The organism is Natribaculum luteum, from assembly GCF_023008545.1.
Classification (GTDB): Archaea; Halobacteriota; Halobacteria; order Halobacteriales; family Natrialbaceae; genus Natribaculum; species Natribaculum luteum.
The window spans coordinates 1-17,715 of record NZ_CP095398.1; the positions used below are offsets into that span (position 1 = coordinate 1).

The following is a 17,715-nucleotide window of genomic DNA, read 5'->3' on the forward strand; positions in this document are numbered from 1 at the left end:
CTACACCACCTATTGTAGCTACTGCGGTAGAGTTAAGCACCTCGCGTATGATGATTCTCACGTCCGTTGATACTGCCGCACGAGATCCAATAGGTACCTACTGAACCTCGTGTGGCTACAGCGGGTGGTGTCATACGATGGGAACAAACGTCGAAACTCCGCGCGCGGTAAGCGTAGTGATCCTGAAAGGCGGTGTCGGCAAGTCGACTATCTCGATGAATCTCGCTCGCCAGCTCAGCGAGCGCGGTCGCGTCCTGTTTGCCGACCTCGATCCGAACGGCCACGCGACGAACGGGCTCGGATTCGAGGACGCATACCAGAGCGACACGAACCTCGGCGACGTCATCCTCGACAACGGCACCGCGACGTTGTCGGATCTGATCCAGCCGACGGAGTTCGAATTCGACCTCCTCCCGTCGTCGGATACGCTCGAGGACGTCGAGAAAGATCTCGCCGGCGCACTCCAGGGGTCGGCGCGAGTGAAGACGAAGATCGTCGATCCGCTGCTGGGCGATCGCTACGACTACATCGTCTTCGACTGTCCGGCGTACCCGGGGATGTTGAACAACAACGCGCTGGTCGCGACGGGCAACGTCGTCATCCCGATCGCACCCGGCTCGAGTTCCATCGGCGGCTACAAGCGGACGATGGAGCGACTCATCCTGCCAGCTCGAGAGTACATCGACGTCGACGTGCTCACGATCGTCCCCAACCAGATCCAGAACCGGATCGATCAGCAGACCGAGGATCGCGAACTGCTCGAGAACCTCAACACGGCCGATGCGACCGCCGACAAGGTGCCGAGTTTCGCGCGGATCACGGCCGACGAGTTCGACGCGATCGACGCTGGCGAGCGTCGACCACCGAAACCGGGCATCCGTCACCGGGCCGCGATCTCCAAGTCGCTCAAGTACAACCAGCCGCTCCAGGACTACGACCCGGACAACGATCAGATACCGCACTTCGAGGAGCTCGCCGACATCGTCGCAACGGGTGGTGTCGATCGATGACGGACAATCCGTTCGACGACCTCGGGACCGTCTCCGACGACGACTCGCCGTCGGACTCGAACGACTCAGCCGGAGAGACGCCGACGACGGACGAACCAACGACGGCCTCGGCGACAGATGCGGACGAGTCGGTGACCTCGAGTGCGGAGCCGGAACGAGATGCCACTGACGCAGCCGACGAGTCGTCGGGTCCGGCCTTCGAGTACTCCGAAGTCCGCCAGCGGCCGTTATACGCTCGCGGCGAGACGTGGGACGAGTTCGAGGACGCCGTCGGCATCACGGTCGTTCCGGAACTCCGGAAAGCAGGCATTCGCGACGAAGAAAAGCGCGAGATTCACGACGCCGTCCTTCGGCTGGCCGCACAGGAACCAGACCGGATCGCCGAACTGATCAAATCGGAACGATAACGCCGCGGCTGTACCGGCGGCTGTGCTTCTCGAGATTGGTACCACGATACTGGTGAGGTCGACCTGGAGTTGGATCTCACACTTACTGATGTGGAGTGATACCGACGGTCTCGAGACATCTCCTGGAATCACTTCCCTCGAGGTGCCTATTTTGTAAATCCCCACTATTCCACCCCATGTAACTATTCTATCTCACGCACCTATTTTGCCTCGTGCAGCTATTATTCCGAGATTCCCGCATCTGTGCCGTCAGTCCGAGTCCGATACGACCGACAGGACGAGCTTAGAATCCAGACCCACTGAAATTGCAGCGACAACGCAGATAAAGGCCGCTCACCTATCGCCAGCGTGGACGCTCACGTAGTACTCACCTTGCGAAGACGAGGCTCATAACTAAGATCACTATGGCTATCGACTGGCTCATTTCAGGCTTGACAGCGCTGGTCATTCTTGTTGCGTCGGTCGTTCACGGCATTGCAGGCTTCGGGTTTGCCCAGGTGTCGATGGGATTGTTACCGCTGTTCCGATCGCCGACGAGTGCCTCCATCATCTTCACCGTGGCTGCAGTCGTCAGCAATGGCAGAGTCTGGTGGAGTGTCCGCGACGCTTTCGACTGGCGGAAGTGGATCGTTCCGATGGCCGGCCTAGTCGTCGGTATGCCGCTGGGGATCTACGTCTTCCAGCAGTTCAACAGGGCACAGATGCGAGCAGCTATCGGTGTCGTACTGGTAATCGCAGTTATCGTCGTCGGTGCGATGCGACAGATTGACGCCGTCACCGACTGGATAGATCGGAAGGGATACAGACCCGGTAGGCTTACCGGTGCTACCGCGGGCCTGTTCGCTGGCATCTTGGGTGGAGCAGTCGCAGTACCCGGACCGCCGATGATCGTCTATGGCGCGTTCATGGCCGCCGGCGGGTTCTGGAGTGACAAGGAAATGAAGGCGGTGTTCACCGCGTTTTTCGGGACCCTGATGCTGTACCGCTTTGGTAGCCTGACGTACACCGGGTCTGTCGAGATGCCGTTGCTAATCGAGACAGCAATCGCGCTCCCGATGGTGTTCCTTGGTGCCTGGATCGGCGTCTGGATTTTTGACAACATCTCCGAACGTCTGTTCGGCTGGCTCGTACTCGTGCTCCTGACAGTGAACGCGTTCGTGCTCTTGTCGACGTCTCTTCCGAAACTGTAGCGCAAATCGACTCAAAGCGGTCGTCACGAACTCGAGTCACGGTCCGACCGTTCGTCGTCAGCCGACGTCCCTTCCGAGTGTCCGTCGTCGAACGTAGTATCCATCGCTTCCCACTCCGTTTCGTCGTACGTTCTGGTATCGAGTACGTGCTTGTCGGCGTCGACGCGCTCGAGTCGCCGTTCCGTTTCCGCGAGGAGACGGTCACCGACGTCGGGACTAATGATTCCTCGCTCGACTGCCGTCCTGATACCGAGAATTTCGCGCCGAAGAATTTCACTCTCTGCGGCGAGTTCCTCTTTCTCGCGCAGGTGCGGATGTTCGTCGAGCAGTTCCGAGATGGAACGATTCAGTCGCCGTTTCTGGGTCGCATACCGCATAACGATATCCTCGTAGAACTCCTGTGGGATGTCGTCTCGTTGGTGCAGTTCCTCAGCCCCCGCGAGAGCCGCGTCGACGCCGTGAAGTCGGCCCATCAACAGTTCGTAGCGCTGTTCTGCCGTCGATTTCGTGACGATCCCGAGGCGATCGAGGAGCCCGTCCATCGTGAGCCCGCTGACGACGAGGGAGATCGCCGCGATGCCGAAGACGAGTGCGTCGAGTTCCTCCTGGAGTCCTACCGAAAGGCTCTCCGGAAGGCCGAGGACGAGAGCGATCGGAACGGAGGCGTGGATCCCACTCCAGACCATCACGTGCTGGTACGATCGTGGAATCGAGTCCGTTAGCCATCTGTTCGTCACCCCGACCAGCGGATAGATAACGACGGCTCGCGCCAGGAACACGAGAACGACGGCAATCAGAATCCCCCCGGCGTACTGCGCGAGCAGGCCAAGTGGGGTAGCGACGCCGATCGCGACGAAGATGACCGTGTTCGCGATGAATGCCGCACTCGACCAGACCGTTCCGAGCGTCAACCGTGTCCGTGCACTCACTTGATCGCTGGTCTTCTGAGTCCCAATGACGAGTCCTGCACCGAGTGTCGCGATGACGCCGCTGACCTCGAGCTGTTCCGCGAGTATGTACACCCCGTAGGCGAGTACCACGGTGAACACGATTCCGGTCATCGGGTCGTTGACGGCCTCGAGGAGGCGATATGCAGCGTACCCGGCGACCACGCCGATGAGCGTACCGCCGGCGATCGCTGCCACGATGCCGAATACTACCTCTCTGCCGAGAAAGCCGGGCGTGACTACCCCCGCAGTGTCGACCCCTTCTACCTGCGTTTGCGACAGGACAGACAGAAGAACGGAGTAGAGAACGATCGAGACGCCGTCGTTCAGAATGCTCTCTCCTTCGACGAGGACCGAAAGCCGTTCGGGTGCGCCGAGTTCCTCGAACAGGGCGACGACCGAAACGGGGTCGGTCGGCATCGCGATCGATCCGAACAGGAGGGCGACGATGATGGGGAATCCGAACACGGCCGACCCGACGACGCCAACGACCGCGACCGAAAGGACGAGTCCGACCACGGCCAGCAGCAGGATGGGGACGATATCCTCGCGCAACCGTTCGACGTCGATGTTCATCGCACTCTGGAATATCAACGTCGGAAGAATAACGAGCAGAATAAACTCGCCCGTAAGCGGCGTCGCCAGCGGCAGGTGGAGAATAGACACCGCTAGCCCCGCAAGTACGAGACCGACGGTGTACGGGATGCGGACGAATCTCGTCGTGAGCGTGCCGACGACCCCTGCGATGGTGAACACGGCGAGGAGCGTGAGTAGTTGTTCCTCGACGCCTCCCGCCGGTTGAATCCCCTCGACCGCCATCCTACAGCCAATACACGTTACCTACCGTCTTAACCGCCTGCCATCGGTAGCACAGAACGATGGTGCCAACCTCCATCCACAAGGATCGAACGACGAACGCCGTACGAAAGGGATGGGAGAGACGGCACCGACACGGTGCAGTAGACACACCACACGGACACGAACGGAGCAACTCCCTAACTCTACTTGCACCGCTTTCGGCGTATCGCGGGAAGGAAACGCGAACCAGTCCTCGCCTCGAGGCTCGCCCGCTGAGCGTTAGTCATTTCGCCCCGAGCGCCTCGCTATCTTCCCGGTTCCCGATCCGATACCGCGTCTCGAGCGGGACTCCCTCGTGTCGGGCGAGCACCAGGTGGACGGCGAGGGCCACGCCGATCAACCCGAAGTTCCAGAGTGGCGAGTCGTAATAGATGACGTCGACGATCACCGGCTCCGGATAGAAGGGCCAGAATGGCGAGAGCGGTGGCGCGATGTCCGGCGCGGAAAGCACGTCCGCGAACAGGTGGCTGGTTCCGCCGACGAGCAAGCCGGTCGTCGCAAAGACGAAGACCGTCTCGCTCGCGATGTCGGTGCTTCGTATCCGGCTGTGGGTGTTGAAATAGTCGGTGAGCCACCTGGCGGCGACGAACCCGCCGAGGGTACTCAGTAGAACGACGAACAGGAGGGTGTGGGTCACGCCGTGGTGGGTGATCGGAAGGACCTGCTGGAGGACCAGGTCGGAATCCGGAAGCATCGCCGTCACTAGCGCGAACGCCGTGAAACCGAGCGCACCTCGTCGACCCCAGACGAACCACGCTGGCGCGGCGAACAACAGCGCCATCCCGAAGTGTCCAGTCACGTCGACCATACGATCACTCGAGCTATCGAAGCCGCCGACCGAGTCGGAGGAATAGCGAGACCACCGTCCCGAGGCCGGGGACTCGAGTCGAAAGTGCGGCCGCTGCGAGGAGCAAGATCCCGCTCTTCCGACGCCCACGCAGAAACGCCAGTGCACTGTCGATCAACGTCGAAGCGATGCTTACTCTATTCGCCGACTGCACGTCGAAGCGAGTCATAGCCGTGTACACCACACTGTCTCAGCGCGTAAACAGGACGTCCTTGCAGGGGAAGGCAGGAGAAGAATATTTGTCTGTGGGTGATGGTAACAGCCTACTTGCAGACACACTATGAGACCATGACAACACCCTCACCAGCAATCACGGTAGAGAATCTCGTCAAGCAGTTCGACGGCCTCACGGCCGTGGACGGTATCTCCTTTCAAATCGAGGAGGGCGAAGTGTTTGGCTTTCTCGGTCCGAACGGTGCGGGGAAGTCGACCACGATCCGGATGCTGACCGGCATTTTGCGGCCCGACGCGGGAACTGCTCGGATCACAGGCTGGGACATTCGTGCCGATACCGAAGTGGCGAAGTCGGAAATCGGGATCGTGCCCGAGCAGTTCAACGCCTATCCAGACCTGACAGCCTGGAAAAACCTGATGCTCGTCGGCGAACTGTACAGTGTTCCTCGACAGACGCGGAAATCCAGGGGGACGGAACTACTACGCTCTTTCGGGTTGTTCGAGCGACGTCACACCACCACGGCCGAGTTCAGCAAGGGAATGAAACAGCGGCTGATGTTGACGATGGCACTGTTACACGACCCGGCAGTCCTCTTTTTGGACGAGCCGATTACCGGGCTCGATGTCGAGAGTCAGCAACTCATCCGAGAGCGGATAACAGAGTTGAATCGGGAGGGAAAAACCGTGTTTCTGACGACCCACAATATCGGAGAAGCAGACCGGTTGTGCGACAGAGTCGCGATCATCAATCGAGGCGAGATTGCCGCGATCGACGCGCCCGAAGCACTGAAGCAGACGATCGAGCGAACCCGTGCTGTCGAGGTGAGTTTCGCCGAGGAACTCGAGCGGGAAGTCCTGGCCGGGCTCAGTGCAGTCGAAGAGACTGAAAAGCGCGGCGACACGTTTCGTCTCGCGACGCCCGATCCAGATGCCGTCGTCAAAGCCGTCGCAAACGTCGCGCAGGAAGAGGACCTGACGCTACGTTCGCTCCGGACACTTGGCCCGAGCCTCGAGGACGCATTTACCGCACTCACGGAGGGGACCCGATGAGATTGCACCGGGTATTGGCCGTCGCGAAGAAAGACGTTCGAATTTATTACGCCAAGGGCCCAGTCATCATCTCTGGCCTCCTCCTCCCGGCGTTTTTCTTTCTCGCGTTCACTATGGGCCGAGAGATGTCCGGAACACAACTCGTCGCAGGTCTCGTCGGGATGACGCTCTGGTTTACCTCTACGTCGATCTCGCCGGTTATTGCGCCGTGGGAAACACGAGATGGCACGCTGGAGCGCCTCGTTTCTGCTCCAATCACGGTCGTCGAGATACTGTTCGGGGACGTCTTGGCGTCCGCCGTCGTCGGCGTTGCTATCACTGGCTTTGCTACCGTGGCACTCTCTTTTGCCCTCGGGTTCTCGATAGCCCACCCCGTTACCTTTGGTACTGGTCTGGTTCTCGCTGCGATTGGATTTTCGGCGCTTGGCGTCCTACTAGCCGCCGTCCCGACGGATCAGACGGCGAACGTGATGATGCTTGCCACCCTGGTCAAGTTCTCTGTAATTTTCGTCAGTGGCATCTTCGTTCCCGTCGAGAATTTGCCGTCGTGGGGCCGTGTGGTGGCCTACGTGTCCCCGCTGACCTACTTCGTCAAGGTGACGAAATTCGGCCTCGGAGCCGACGGTGGTGTGAGCAGATGGCTCGTGGGGCTTCTCTGCTTCTTTCTCGTGGCCTTCGGTCTTGCGGTCGTCGTTCACCGGAGAACGCTTCCGAGACGTCTGTAGTGTCGTCTTGATCTCCATCCGCGGTTCGAACTGTGGGCTGTCGCCGCGGAAGTCAGACTCTCTTCTGGGTACCTAGTTCGAGACGTCTCCGACGTCGCCACTGAACGACGGAAAGATTCTATCCGGGGATGACGTACCACGACACATGACGGCAATTGGCGAGCTAAACGTCGTTCCCATTCGGGAGGGGAGCATGTCGGAAGAGATCGCGAAGGCAGTCGACGCACTCGAGGCGTTCGACGTCGCCTACGAGACCAATCCGATGGGGACGATCGTGGAGGCCGACGACGCGAGTGAGCTGTTTGCGGCCGCAGAAGCCGCACACGCGGCCGTCGACGAAGATCGGGTGATCACGACGCTGAAAGTCGACGACAAACGGACGGTCGACCAGCGTGCCAGCGAGAAGGTCGACGCCGTCGAACGACGACTCGGACGAGAAGCCAGACAGGGCGAGTGACTAGCGGTCGTCGATCGACTCGTACTCGTGGAGATCGACGCCAGCGGCCGTGATCTCGGCGACGCGCACCCCGACACCGGTCTGGGCGTCACGCTTGGCACTGCTCTCGAGGACGCGACCGGCGATCCGTGGTGCCTCGGCCATCGTGAGCGATTCCGTCGCTTCGGCCTCGAGGACGCCGGCGGCGAGTTGCTGTCCGCTGCCGACCACGACGTACTCGTCCTCGAGGACGCCGCCGTCCCGACGCAGGCTGAAGACGTGCGAACCGTCGTCGTCGACGCCTCCGAGAACGAACGTCCCCGGAGCGGACGCCGACCGAAGCTCCTCGGCTGCGACCGTACCGAGTTCTGCCAGCGTCATCGGCTCGCCACGATCCGTCTCGTAGCGGCCGGCCTCGAGACGGATCGTTCGGATAAAGGACTGCACAGTGCCGAGGTGGTCGGTCGATCCCATTGCGGCAGTCGGATGAACTCGTTCGATCTTCTGGACGCGCTCGCTGCGAACGACGGTGCCCTCACTCGTGCGCGTGTCGGCTGCCAGGAGGACGCCGCCTCGCGTGGTGAGTCCCACGAGCGTGCCAGCCATCCCGGAGCCGCCGTCGGCCACCGGGTCTTCGCTCCGCAATCGTCGATCGCCTGGGTAAGACGCGTTCATCGTCGATCCTCGAGGTGTCGACGCCCAGCGTTAAAATAGTTGCACGTCACCTGCCACGAGATCGCGAGACAGCGAGTCGATGTCCTCGAGTTCGGCAGTGACGAGACGTCGAATCGCCTCGTCGTCGCGTGCCGTCGTCTCGACGTCGACAGCCTGCGGATCCGTCACCGGTGTGCCGATCTGAGAGAGGAGTTTGACCTCGGTATACTCGGCGTCGAGTTCTCGATGGATCCGTGCTGCGGCGTTCGTCGCGACGAGGTTGTAGAGCTTGCCGACGTGAGTGACCGGGTTCTTGCCAGCCGCTGCCTCGAGACTCATCGGCCGGTGGGGCGTGATGAGTCCGTTGACGCGGTTGCCCCGTCCGACGTTTCCGTCGTCGCCCATCTCCGCGGAGAGGCCGGTTTCGGTGAGGTAGACGGTCCCGGTGTCGACGTCGTCGGCCGCGTTGACGTCTACCTGCACGGCTCTCTCGGTTCGCTCGCTTGCGTACCGTCTGGTCAGGTCTGCCACCTGCTCTTTGACGTCGACGTACTCCTCGACGCTTGCGACGTACCGGGAGACGACGGCGGCAGCGACGGTGAGCCGAAGCGTATCGTCCGTGCGCCAGCCCATCAGCTTGACGTCCTCACCGACTGCCGGAATTTCCTCGCGGATCTCCGACTCGAGTCCGCGGACGATGCGATCCGTCTCGGACAGGGGGGCGTAGCCGACGCCGATGCTGGTGTCGTTCGCTCGAAGAACGGCCCGGTTGTCGAACAGCGCCTTCAGGTCTGCGGACGTCTCACCGATGCGTGGGTCGAACTCGACCGCGTCGGCGGGCAGCTCGTCGAAGTTCGCGTCGACGTAGTCTCTGGCGGCGTCGACTGCGAGTTCGTCGACCGGCACGTCCCGTCCATCGACGGTTCTGGTCGCCCGCCCGCTGATGAGGACGTAGATCGGGTCGACGATGTCCCCGCCGCCGAACGCTGGCTCCGTCGTTCCCGCGACGAGTTGTACGCTGTCGGTGTTGTGGTGGAGAATCTGCCCGAACTCGTCGAGATAGTGTCGCGAGAGACGACGCGAGATCGCTTCGGCGATGCCATCGCAGATCGTGTCCGGATGCCCGAGTCCCTTCCGTTCGACGAACTCCGTCGACCGTGCGGAGATGGGACTTCGCTCGAGGTGACGAACGGTGACCGAGGATTTCACCATAGACAGAGATACAATCGTCGTGGTGACTTGAGTTACCCGCCCCTAAAGCAGTAGTTCCGAATGCTAGAATCTTCGCATGGCTTGTTTTCACGCTCTTCGAATTGAATTATCCACTCAATATCAGTAGTTGGTAGCGCGATTTCTTTATTCAGTTCTCTTCTCGAAACTGAACTCAATCGTTAGGCGAGATAGTAGCGGTGAGCTGCCCCTGCCTACTCACCGCTGTATCTTTTTTGTCGCGTAACGAGAGTGGTGACTGTTGCAGAGATTCCCGTGATAACAAGTGAGATACTGCCAACAATTACTGCCACCATACCACCAAGTACCACGTACCACATTGCAAACCAAACGGCTGAAATAAATGCGAGACCCTCGGTTAACGCGACCATCATAAGATAGGTGACAAGAACAAGACAGAAAAACACAATCGAACTCAATACATCCGCAATAGCCGCATAGACAATAATGGTGAAGAGTCGCTCTTCAGATAAGTATGCCACAGTAATGCCACAGCCGATCGCACCGACAAGCCCTCCTAGAGGATTCCCCTCCCAAAGTGTTGCTATTGCGAATAGACCCATTAGTCCAGTTAAGAATCTGACAACGACGCCAGCCGCTATCGGGTGTCCCCCCAAAATCCGCAGGTGGCCGACGAAGCTCTCACACTTCATAACAATTGATGAATCACTAATCACAAAAAACAGTGCTATAACTTGTCCCCCACACCGTTTGCGTCGTCGACGATTCGAGTCCTGCTCGAGTCGACGAGGACGAGGACCGTCACCGGCATCGAGCGTTTCAGGGTAGGTGTGTCGGTGCTGTGCCTCCCGCCCCAATCCCATTACCGCGTGCTGTGGTACGACCCCGTCTGGCCACAGAGCAGACGGCGGACGCTGCGTTCGGGCTCCTGTCTAACGAGATACGCGTCGACGTTTTACGGGCCGTTGCCACCGCACAAAACGAGGCGGAACAGTCCGGTGGTGGGATCGCCGAACTGCCGTTCTCGGAGATTTACGATCGGTACTTCCCAACTGGTGTGAGAGCTGAAGCTAAAGCGTTGGTCTCATGAGGAAGATGTCTGGCTAAGTGAATGTGTTCAGCGTCCCTCAACCAGACGGTGTTCTTTCAGACTCAGACGTGAAAGATCTAGCGGAAGACGTCATTTGCCAGCTCCCTTTGCCAGGGATCGAGGGCTCGCCCCTCGATCCCGGCGATATCTGGGCGGTCGTCATTCTTGCAGCAGTCAATCAGACCTCCATCTGGGAGACGTGCAAGGACAATGACAACGCTGTCTGTGACGATACTGTCATGGACTGGCTCCATACGCTCAACCGAGAGTGGCTTGAGCAGGTTGCTAACCGCCTTCTCAGGGAGGTAGCGATGACGATCCTCGACCCTAATCGGTCGAGGATCGTCTCCATTGACTTCGTCGATAATCCCTACCACGGAACGTACGCCGATGAAGAAGGTGAACTCTGCCGCATGCACGCGAAAGACGGAACAACGACGTGCCACCGGTACTGCACAGCGTATCTCGTCTCGAACGGAAAGCCAGTGACGTTGGCGATGACGTACGTCCGTAGCGATGAGAAAGAGGCCGACGCGGTCGAGCGCGTCCTCGACCGCGTCGAAGCCTATCCCTTCGACATAGAGCTTCTGTTGGCTGATCGTGGCTTCTACAACGAACGTATTCTGCGTCGTTCTCAGGAGATTGCTGCGACTGTCGTTCCCGTCCAAAAGAAGGGAGAACGCATGAAGGAAAAGTTGGACACGCACCGTTCGTACATGACAACCTATCGGATGTACAAAGACCGCGAGCGGGAACTAGAATTCCCGCTCGCGGTCGCTGTGTCCTATCACGCTGGAGATCGAGGGAAAAGCGGGGAGGTTGTGCGAGGGTATGTGGCGTGCGATCTGGCTGATCGCACGCCCAAGCAGGTCGAACAGCTGTACCGGAAACGGTCAGCGATTGAAACAAGCTACCGGGTGTTTCGCCAAGCACGAGTGGTAACGACGACACAAGATCCAGTCGTCCGCTTTGCATTCGTCTTGGTCGGGTTCTTGCTGGAGAACCTCTGGCTCGTGCTTCGGTGGGCGGTCGTCGCCCGCCCGCGTCGGGGCGGGCGCGACCTGCCCGAGGAATTCACGTTCAAGACCTTCTCTGACTGGATCAGACATGCATTAGAGGAAGAGCTAGAGCGGAGTTGGGAGATCGAGATGAACGGAACAGGTGTGCCAGAAGCATACGCGCCGGCCGCGGGCTGACGCCAGCCCGCGGCCTTGGGCAAGCTCTTGGTGAGCAACAGCATTCGCCTAGAACAGCGTATCTCAGCCTTCTTACTTCACTTCTCCTCATCCGTGGATTCTATTTCCTGTTCACTCGGTTACCACACCGGCATTCGCTCTGTTCGTCAATGACTCAGCACAGTTCACGAAGCGACTTTCGGGAAGTACCGACGATCGAGTCGACGTGGACAGTACGTCCAAACTGTCGTATCAGGCGACGGGCTGGAGAAACATGACGTTCACCCGTCCGACAGCGTCGAAGTCACGGAGCTGGTACACCAGTTCGCGGATCCGGCCCGCGGAACCAGTGCAGAAAATCGTCTCGAGACACCAGTCTCCGCGGTGCATGTGCTGTGTCGTTCCGATGACGTCTTCGAACTCGTGTTGGATCGTGTGGAGGTCTCCGATGACGAGAGTGTGTTCGTAGTCGAACGCAATCGCCGCGACGGCTTCCCCCTCGAGATCCTCTAGCTGCGTGTGTTGCTCGACGTACTCCTGCATCGCTTCGCGGACGGCCCGTGAGCGCGATTCCAGTCCCTCTGCCTTCCACGTCTCGTCGAACGTCTCCAGTACTTCCTGTGGGACGTTGAGGCTCGTTCGCATACGCGCCCTTGCGTCGGGCGATACTTAGCCTCCGTTATTACGATACTCGAAAATCGAAATAACGGAACGCAATTGAAGGGCTCTCGTCGATTTCTCTGCAATGAATATTCGCTCTCGAGGTCGGTGGTGGGGTTCGACGAGTGGGAGCGTCCTGAAGTACTACCTCTATAAATCCACCAAAGCAGTCGAGTTCTACCGGCCGATCATGTACCTCTTCTTTCTGGCACAGGGGCTCAATTTCACGCAGATCGCGATGCTCGAGGCGATCTACAATCTGACGACGCTGTTCGGCGAGATCCCAACCGGATACGTCGGCGACCGCATCGGTCGTCGGAATAGCCTCCTCATTGGGACCGTGCTGATCGCCGTGACGCTACTCGGTATCGGCTTCGCTGGGTCGTTTCCAACGTTGGCGGTCCTCTACGTCTTCTGGTCTGCAGGGTACAACTTTCGATCGGGGAGCGAAGACGCCTGGCTCTACGACACGCTCACCGACGACCTCTCGGAAGACGAGTTCGCCCACGTCCGAGGACGTGGCGAAGCCGCTTCGCTGGCAGTCGGCGCTGGCGCAGCCATCGTCGGTGGGTATCTCGGGACCATCGATCTCTCGTACCCGTGGTTCGTCGCCGCCGCCGTCACCGGACTCGGTGCGGTCGTCCTTCTCACACTGGACGAACCAGAGACGTACAGGGAGACCGACACCGACGCGTTGAGTTTCCGCAGGACAGTCGGTATCGTCAGGGAGGCCCTCTCACGCCGGAATCTTCGAGCGTTCATCCTCTACTACTACGTCCTCTACGCCGCCGTCACGTACCTCGTGTTCGTGTTCCTCCAGCCGATCTTCCAGACGGTCGTCGTCGATCTCGGTGTGTCACCCGCTCGAGTCGAGTCGCTGCTAGGGTGGTTCTACGCGGCGTACAGTCTCGTCGGTGCGGTGCTCAGCTACTACACCGGCGCGATAAAAGCTCATCTGGGCATCCGGACGTGGTTTCTCGTCTTGCCGTTCGTCGTTGGCGCGGCGCTGATCGGGATGTACTACGTTCCCGTCCTTGCGCTGCCGACGTTTCTGGTCGCCCGCGGGCTCTCCGACGTCACGCGGTCGTTCGCCGGCCAGTACGTGAACGATCACGTCGAAACGCTCGGTCGAGCCACCGTGTTGAGCGCGATGGCGATGGTCAGCGGCCTGGCCGTCGTTCCGTTCCAGCTCGGCAGCGGCGTCATTTCTGACATCGTGTCCCCATTGTTTGCGCTCGCCGTCGCAGGAGCCGTCCTCGTCGTTGGATCTGGCGCAATTCTCTCGTGGGAGGCACCAGTGACCGAGTGACGCTCTCACCGACCGTCGTCTCGCCGCCCCGATACGGGCGGCAAAGCGGAGCTCTCCGCGTTCGTGCCAGCGTCGCCGTACACTGTTCATCGCAGTGCGCTGACGATCTTGCCGATCTACTTCGTCGTAATGTTGTTCGCGAGTTTCGGTATGGGCAACGGAGTCGGTGCGGACTACTCGACGACGGCGATCGAGTTCACGGACGCCTTGAACAGCTTCGAGTTGGCGGTTGCGGTCTTCGGCGTCGGTTCTGGCGTCGCCTTCACAACCGTCGTCGGTCCGCTCATCGACTGCCCGTACTACTCGCGCTGGTTAACGTCGCGCTGTACTTCAAGCGCACATTCGACTGAAGTAGTGCCACAACCGGACAACTCGAGACATCTGTTTCAGAACCGACTCCGGACGACGACTAAGTCGGTGACGGAGCAACGATGCTCTGGCGAGCGCTCCCGCAACGGTCGGTATCGCGATGAGAGCGGCGAGGACGGACGTAGCGATCAAAGCCGTCGACGTTACAGCGGAAACAGCGCGAACGCCCACGACTGTAACGGAACTGGTGGTTTGCTGGGTCAGCAAAACGGAGTCGGAGATTTTAGTCAGTGTTGCGTTTGTTTACTCGAATGATCTCGTACGACTCGATCAGGGGGTGTCTCTCGAACTGCTCTGTAGCGTTCTCGTACCTGTTCAAACCGTGGCGATGGATGCTCGAGCCGGTACTCGCGGTGATTGCCATCTACGGTCTGCCGACGCGGGAACTCTCGGTTCGAACGCTCGGAGACGGACGTCGTCGTCTCGAGTACATCCGTGTCTCGCTCACTCAGATGGCGTACGGCGGTGCACTACTTCGCGTCAGCGGCGTCGTCATGTCGCTGTTCGTGTCGGGATGGGCGAGCAATCTCGAACGGTGTTCGTTTACCACGGAGACAACGCCATGACTGGGCTCCTCCAACCGATCCGATCGGATCGACGGGCGATCGCGTGGGGGACAGTTGCCGGAATCGGCGTGTTCCTGCTGTTCGGAATCGTCACCGGTCTCATTCCGAACCCGCTCTACGTCCGGATGGTTCCCCGAACGCCGATCGATTACCTGTTTCTCGTGCTGACCGCGCTACTGGCGGGCGTCTACACTGCGCAACGATTGGCGACCGAGGTGGCCGAATCGCGACTCGAGGGTGAGGACGACCGAACGAGCAGTGAGGACCGGTGGGCGATGGGAGGGCTAATCGGGGGGTTCCTCGCGGTCGGCTGTCCGATCTGTAACGTCTTCCTGCTCACCCTGTTCAGTTCGTCCGCACTCATGACGTACTTCGATCCACTCCGTCCACTCCTCGGCACGATTTCCGTCGGGATCCTGGTGGGACTGATCTACGTCCGTCACGGACGGACGTGTTCAGTCTGTGAATCGTAGCGTCGTAGAGAGAATTTTCTCAGCCTCGAGCGATCTGCTGTAGTCTCGTCTCGAGAAGCACGGGCAGAAGTTGAGACTGGCCGTCTCCATGCATATGGCAGTCTGGCACAGTTCATAAATAGTATGAAGGCGTAGTCAGAAATAGAACGATGGCGCGAATTACCGGCTCCTATCCCGATGACCTCGATCTCCTTATCGAAGGTGCTGTCGAGGCTGGTGTGTTTGGTGGCAAGAGCGATGCGTTGCGGGAGTTTGTGCGAGAGTACTTCGAGGACCACGAGAACGAACGGATTGCAGCTGCGGTCGCCCTCTACGAACGCGAGCGAATCACGCTCGGTGATGCTGCGAGACTCGCTGATGTCGACCGCTGGACGATGAGAGACATTCTCCGCGAGCATGGCGTTGAACTTCGCCTCGGACTCATTGACGAAGACGACGCAGCCTACGAGGCAGAGGCAGCACACGAACTCGAATTCGATGATGAGGACTCAGACGACATGGAATCACCTGCGAAATGACAGGTGACGGTATTCCAGCGACCCCGGGTGTTCTCAACACGACTCTCGATTTGAACACGGAGTGCGTACGTCTCAGCCATATCGGCTGTTCATTCGAGACACGCATCAGACTGTCTGTTACGGATTCTGCCACCAGTGGGGCCGGATCGTGAACAAGATTTAGTCTGTCTGGAGCACAACCACGGCATATGTCTTTCACCGCCAGCTGGCACACGCTTCTCGACGAACTCGACGACCTTCCCGAGAGTGCGCCGCTCATCACGTCGCTCTCCCATCACCGATTTCGTATTACTGACGTCCAGGAAGCTCGCGTCATCATCCAGTTCGAAGACAGAGACGAGACCCGCCCGCTCCAGCGCGACCAGTTCGAAACGCTCTATCGACGAATCCAAGACGCCCAGGACGGGTTTGAACTTGATCGTCTTCCCGCGGATGCCGGTCCATATCCGGCGGTGTGGAGTGTCCATCCACGGTTCGAGGTTGATGAGGATGCTGGTGTCATCACCCAATCAGAGGCTGCGACGGCGACGCAGGTGGTCGGTGCGGAACAGGAATCCACGGACGAGGACCGAACTGAACCCGACGGACTGGATGTCTACTCGGACGCGCTCCTCCTCATCGACGCACTCGAACGCCACGATGTGACTGACCTCTCTGAGCTGGAGACGAACGCGCTGGTGAATCTCTACACCCTGCTTTCGGACGTCCAGCGAGATGCCAACGATTTCCGCCAGGAGGTCGCGGATATCCTCCTCGCTCGACTCCATCACGACCGTCCAGTCTCCGGGCAGTATGGCTCCGTCCAACGGACGAGTCGCCGCAACCGCTCGCTCAAAGACGACGAGGAGGTACTGGAACGCCTCGAGAGCGCTGGCATCGACCGCGAACGTGTGCTGGGCGTCGACCGCTCGAAAGTCGATGAAGCACTTGAAGTCACCACGCTCTCCGAATCCGATGTGTACGAGGTCGAAGAAAGCGAATACGTTCGCAAAGCGGAGGTCGATGAAGACGTCAAAGAGTCCCGATTGCAGGGGTTGAAAGACCGCCTCGCTGCCAGCGAGGATGATGAGGCAAACCAGCTCCGATCGGAGATCGAGGAGCTCGAACAGCGTATCGACGACCTCACCAGTTTCCGCACAGGTACGGAGATGCAAGGATGACTGCCTACCGCTTTCGCGTCAAATTCGACCCCGATCCGACATCACTGTGGCGGGATATCGTTGTCGGCGCGGGTAGAACGATCGCCGAGTTCCAGTTGGCGATCAACCCTGCAGTCGGACTCGATCAGGGTCACCTCTGGTTCGTTGGGGAGGATGAAGACTACTGGGACAGTGCTGTCAAATACCAGTGCCCGCAGGAGTACGAGGAGTCGCTTGGTGGCGATCCAGTACTGCGTACCGAGCGGATCGAGAACGCCGGTGACGTGACGATCGGCGAGATGACCCGCCAGCTTGGTCTCGAACAGTACGATCGCATCTGCTATCTCTACGACTATGGCGACGAATGGCGCTTCTACGCTATCTTGAAGGAAGTTCTCAGCGACGAGCCGAACGGCAAAGAACCGGAGATCGTGAAAGAGAAAGGCGAGTCCATTGACGCCCAGTACGCCTCTCCGGGAACCAATGAAAGCGGTCCTCCCCTCCCTGATCCACTCTATTCAGTGCTCCCCGAAACTGCTGTCCCCGTCGCGGAACTTCGTGAGCTAGAGAAGCGCGATGATGTCGTCCACGTTATTCCATTACTCAGTCTCGAAACGGGGTTTGGAGCGGTTTGCGAGCGGTTTGCGATTCAGCTCGAGGATAGGGGATACGTCCTCGAAAACTTTCAGCCGGGCTGGCAGGTCGTCGAGGAAGTTGACGGGGCAGGCAAGACGGAGGAAGAACTCCTCGCTGCCCTTGCGGACGCAGTACGCGAGTGGCACGCTGAAATCGCGGAGATCTCGGGTGCGATGACGGGACAGTATTTCGACGAGGAGACCGTCGAAGCGATGCACGTCGAACTGGAGGCGGAACTCGAACGCAGGGGGTACGGCCACCTGTAACATATTCTTTTGACTGTCTGTCGAA

19 protein-coding genes and 1 pseudogene are annotated in these 17,715 nt (G+C 59.5%); 14 read left to right on the top strand and 6 right to left on the bottom strand.

Translation table 11 applies throughout. The annotated features are described in order from the left end of the window. Positions 1 to 137 precede the first annotated feature (137 nt). The 3 genes from MU558_RS18850 to MU558_RS18860 all read left to right on the top strand — a co-directional run bounded on the left by MU558_RS18850 (position 138) and on the right by MU558_RS18860 (position 2,607). A complete protein-coding gene (locus MU558_RS18850; RefSeq protein WP_246975745.1) occupies positions 138 to 1,010 on the top strand; it encodes a ParA family protein in 873 nt (290 codons plus the stop codon). Further along, positions 1,007 to 1,417 carry a DUF7970 domain-containing protein gene (locus MU558_RS18855; protein ID WP_246975747.1) on the top strand — a complete coding sequence of 137 codons (411 nt, stop codon included), beginning with the start codon at positions 1,007 to 1,009 and terminating at the stop codon, positions 1,415 to 1,417. Before MU558_RS18850 ends, MU558_RS18855 begins: the two co-directional genes overlap by 4 nt. 404 nt (positions 1,418 to 1,821) lie before the next feature. After that, positions 1,822 to 2,607: a sulfite exporter TauE/SafE family protein gene (locus tag MU558_RS18860; protein ID WP_246975749.1), complete on the top strand. Its 786-nt coding sequence runs from the start codon at positions 1,822 to 1,824 to the stop codon at positions 2,605 to 2,607. 23 nt (positions 2,608 to 2,630) lie between these two features. On the opposite strand, the gene MU558_RS18865 is transcribed toward MU558_RS18860, so the two are convergent. Further along, positions 2,631 to 4,373 carry a cation:proton antiporter gene (locus MU558_RS18865; protein ID WP_246975751.1) on the bottom strand — a complete coding sequence of 581 codons (1,743 nt, stop codon included), beginning with the start codon at positions 4,371 to 4,373 and terminating at the stop codon, positions 2,631 to 2,633. A 262-nt stretch (positions 4,374 to 4,635) separates the two neighbouring features. Further along, positions 4,636 to 5,220, bottom strand: a complete 585-nt coding sequence (locus MU558_RS18870; protein WP_246975753.1) for a metal-dependent hydrolase — start codon at positions 5,218 to 5,220, stop codon at positions 4,636 to 4,638. Between the two features lie 327 nt (positions 5,221 to 5,547). On the opposite strand from MU558_RS18870, the gene MU558_RS18880 reads away from it, so the two are divergent. The 3 genes from MU558_RS18880 to MU558_RS18890 all read left to right on the top strand — a co-directional run bounded on the left by MU558_RS18880 (position 5,548) and on the right by MU558_RS18890 (position 7,665). Next, positions 5,548 to 6,483: an ABC transporter ATP-binding protein gene (locus tag MU558_RS18880; RefSeq protein WP_246975757.1), complete on the top strand. Its 936-nt coding sequence runs from the start codon at positions 5,548 to 5,550 to the stop codon at positions 6,481 to 6,483. After that, positions 6,480 to 7,208 carry an ABC transporter permease gene (locus MU558_RS18885; RefSeq protein WP_246975759.1) on the top strand — a complete coding sequence of 243 codons (729 nt, stop codon included), beginning with the start codon at positions 6,480 to 6,482 and terminating at the stop codon, positions 7,206 to 7,208. Before MU558_RS18880 ends, MU558_RS18885 begins: the two co-directional genes overlap by 4 nt. A 145-nt stretch (positions 7,209 to 7,353) precedes the next feature. Next, positions 7,354 to 7,665 (top strand): MTH1187 family thiamine-binding protein, encoded by a 312-nt coding sequence (locus tag MU558_RS18890; RefSeq protein ID WP_246975761.1) that lies wholly within the window; start codon positions 7,354 to 7,356, stop codon positions 7,663 to 7,665. On the opposite strand, the gene MU558_RS18895 is transcribed toward MU558_RS18890, so the two are convergent. From MU558_RS18895 to MU558_RS18905, 3 genes are all read right to left on the bottom strand, one after another. Continuing rightward, the gene (locus MU558_RS18895; RefSeq protein ID WP_246975763.1) at positions 7,666 to 8,319 is read right to left on the bottom strand and encodes an Ntn hydrolase family protein; all 654 of its coding nucleotides are present in this window, start codon (positions 8,317 to 8,319) and stop codon (positions 7,666 to 7,668) included. A gap of 30 nt (positions 8,320 to 8,349) precedes the next feature. Beyond that, positions 8,350 to 9,510 carry a methionine adenosyltransferase gene (locus tag MU558_RS18900; protein WP_246975765.1) on the bottom strand — a complete coding sequence of 387 codons (1,161 nt, stop codon included), beginning with the start codon at positions 9,508 to 9,510 and terminating at the stop codon, positions 8,350 to 8,352. A gap of 212 nt (positions 9,511 to 9,722) precedes the next feature. Continuing rightward, positions 9,723 to 10,181, bottom strand: coding sequence for a hypothetical protein (locus MU558_RS18905; RefSeq protein ID WP_246975767.1), 459 nt, complete (start codon positions 10,179 to 10,181; stop codon positions 9,723 to 9,725). A 421-nt stretch (positions 10,182 to 10,602) separates the two neighbouring features. On the opposite strand from MU558_RS18905, the gene MU558_RS18910 reads away from it, so the two are divergent. Next, on the top strand, positions 10,603 to 11,775 hold the full coding sequence (locus MU558_RS18910) for an ISH3 family transposase (protein WP_246975769.1): 1,173 nt from the start codon (positions 10,603 to 10,605) through the stop codon (positions 11,773 to 11,775). Between the two features lie 231 nt (positions 11,776 to 12,006). Here MU558_RS18910 and MU558_RS18915 read toward each other — a convergent pair whose 3' ends face one another. Beyond that, on the bottom strand, positions 12,007 to 12,399 hold the full coding sequence (locus MU558_RS18915) for a CopG family ribbon-helix-helix protein (RefSeq protein ID WP_246975771.1): 393 nt from the start codon (positions 12,397 to 12,399) through the stop codon (positions 12,007 to 12,009). 100 nt (positions 12,400 to 12,499) lie between these two features. On the opposite strand from MU558_RS18915, the gene MU558_RS18920 reads away from it, so the two are divergent. The 7 genes and pseudogenes from MU558_RS18920 (at position 12,500) to MU558_RS18950 (ending at position 17,690) form a co-directional block, all read left to right on the top strand. Beyond that, the gene (locus MU558_RS18920; RefSeq protein WP_246975773.1) at positions 12,500 to 13,723 is read left to right on the top strand and encodes an MFS transporter; all 1,224 of its coding nucleotides are present in this window, start codon (positions 12,500 to 12,502) and stop codon (positions 13,721 to 13,723) included. A gap of 108 nt (positions 13,724 to 13,831) precedes the next feature. Further along, positions 13,832 to 14,136: pseudogene (locus MU558_RS18925) on the top strand (arsenic resistance protein); the annotation flags it as partial. 207 nt (positions 14,137 to 14,343) lie between these two features. Beyond that, positions 14,344 to 14,658 (top strand): hypothetical protein, encoded by a 315-nt coding sequence (locus MU558_RS18930; protein ID WP_246975776.1) that lies wholly within the window; start codon positions 14,344 to 14,346, stop codon positions 14,656 to 14,658. Next, positions 14,655 to 15,131 carry a hypothetical protein gene (locus MU558_RS18935; protein ID WP_246975791.1) on the top strand — a complete coding sequence of 159 codons (477 nt, stop codon included), beginning with the start codon at positions 14,655 to 14,657 and terminating at the stop codon, positions 15,129 to 15,131. Before MU558_RS18930 ends, MU558_RS18935 begins: the two co-directional genes overlap by 4 nt. A gap of 149 nt (positions 15,132 to 15,280) precedes the next feature. Further along, on the top strand, positions 15,281 to 15,649 hold the full coding sequence (locus tag MU558_RS18940) for a UPF0175 family protein (RefSeq protein ID WP_246975794.1): 369 nt from the start codon (positions 15,281 to 15,283) through the stop codon (positions 15,647 to 15,649). A gap of 188 nt (positions 15,650 to 15,837) precedes the next feature. Next, positions 15,838 to 16,809: a DUF7983 family protein gene (locus tag MU558_RS18945; protein ID WP_246975796.1), complete on the top strand. Its 972-nt coding sequence runs from the start codon at positions 15,838 to 15,840 to the stop codon at positions 16,807 to 16,809. Continuing rightward, the gene (locus tag MU558_RS18950; RefSeq protein ID WP_246975799.1) at positions 16,806 to 17,690 is read left to right on the top strand and encodes a DUF7964 domain-containing protein; all 885 of its coding nucleotides are present in this window, start codon (positions 16,806 to 16,808) and stop codon (positions 17,688 to 17,690) included. The genes MU558_RS18945 and MU558_RS18950 overlap by 4 nt, the downstream gene beginning before the upstream one ends. Positions 17,691 to 17,715 lie beyond the last annotated feature (25 nt).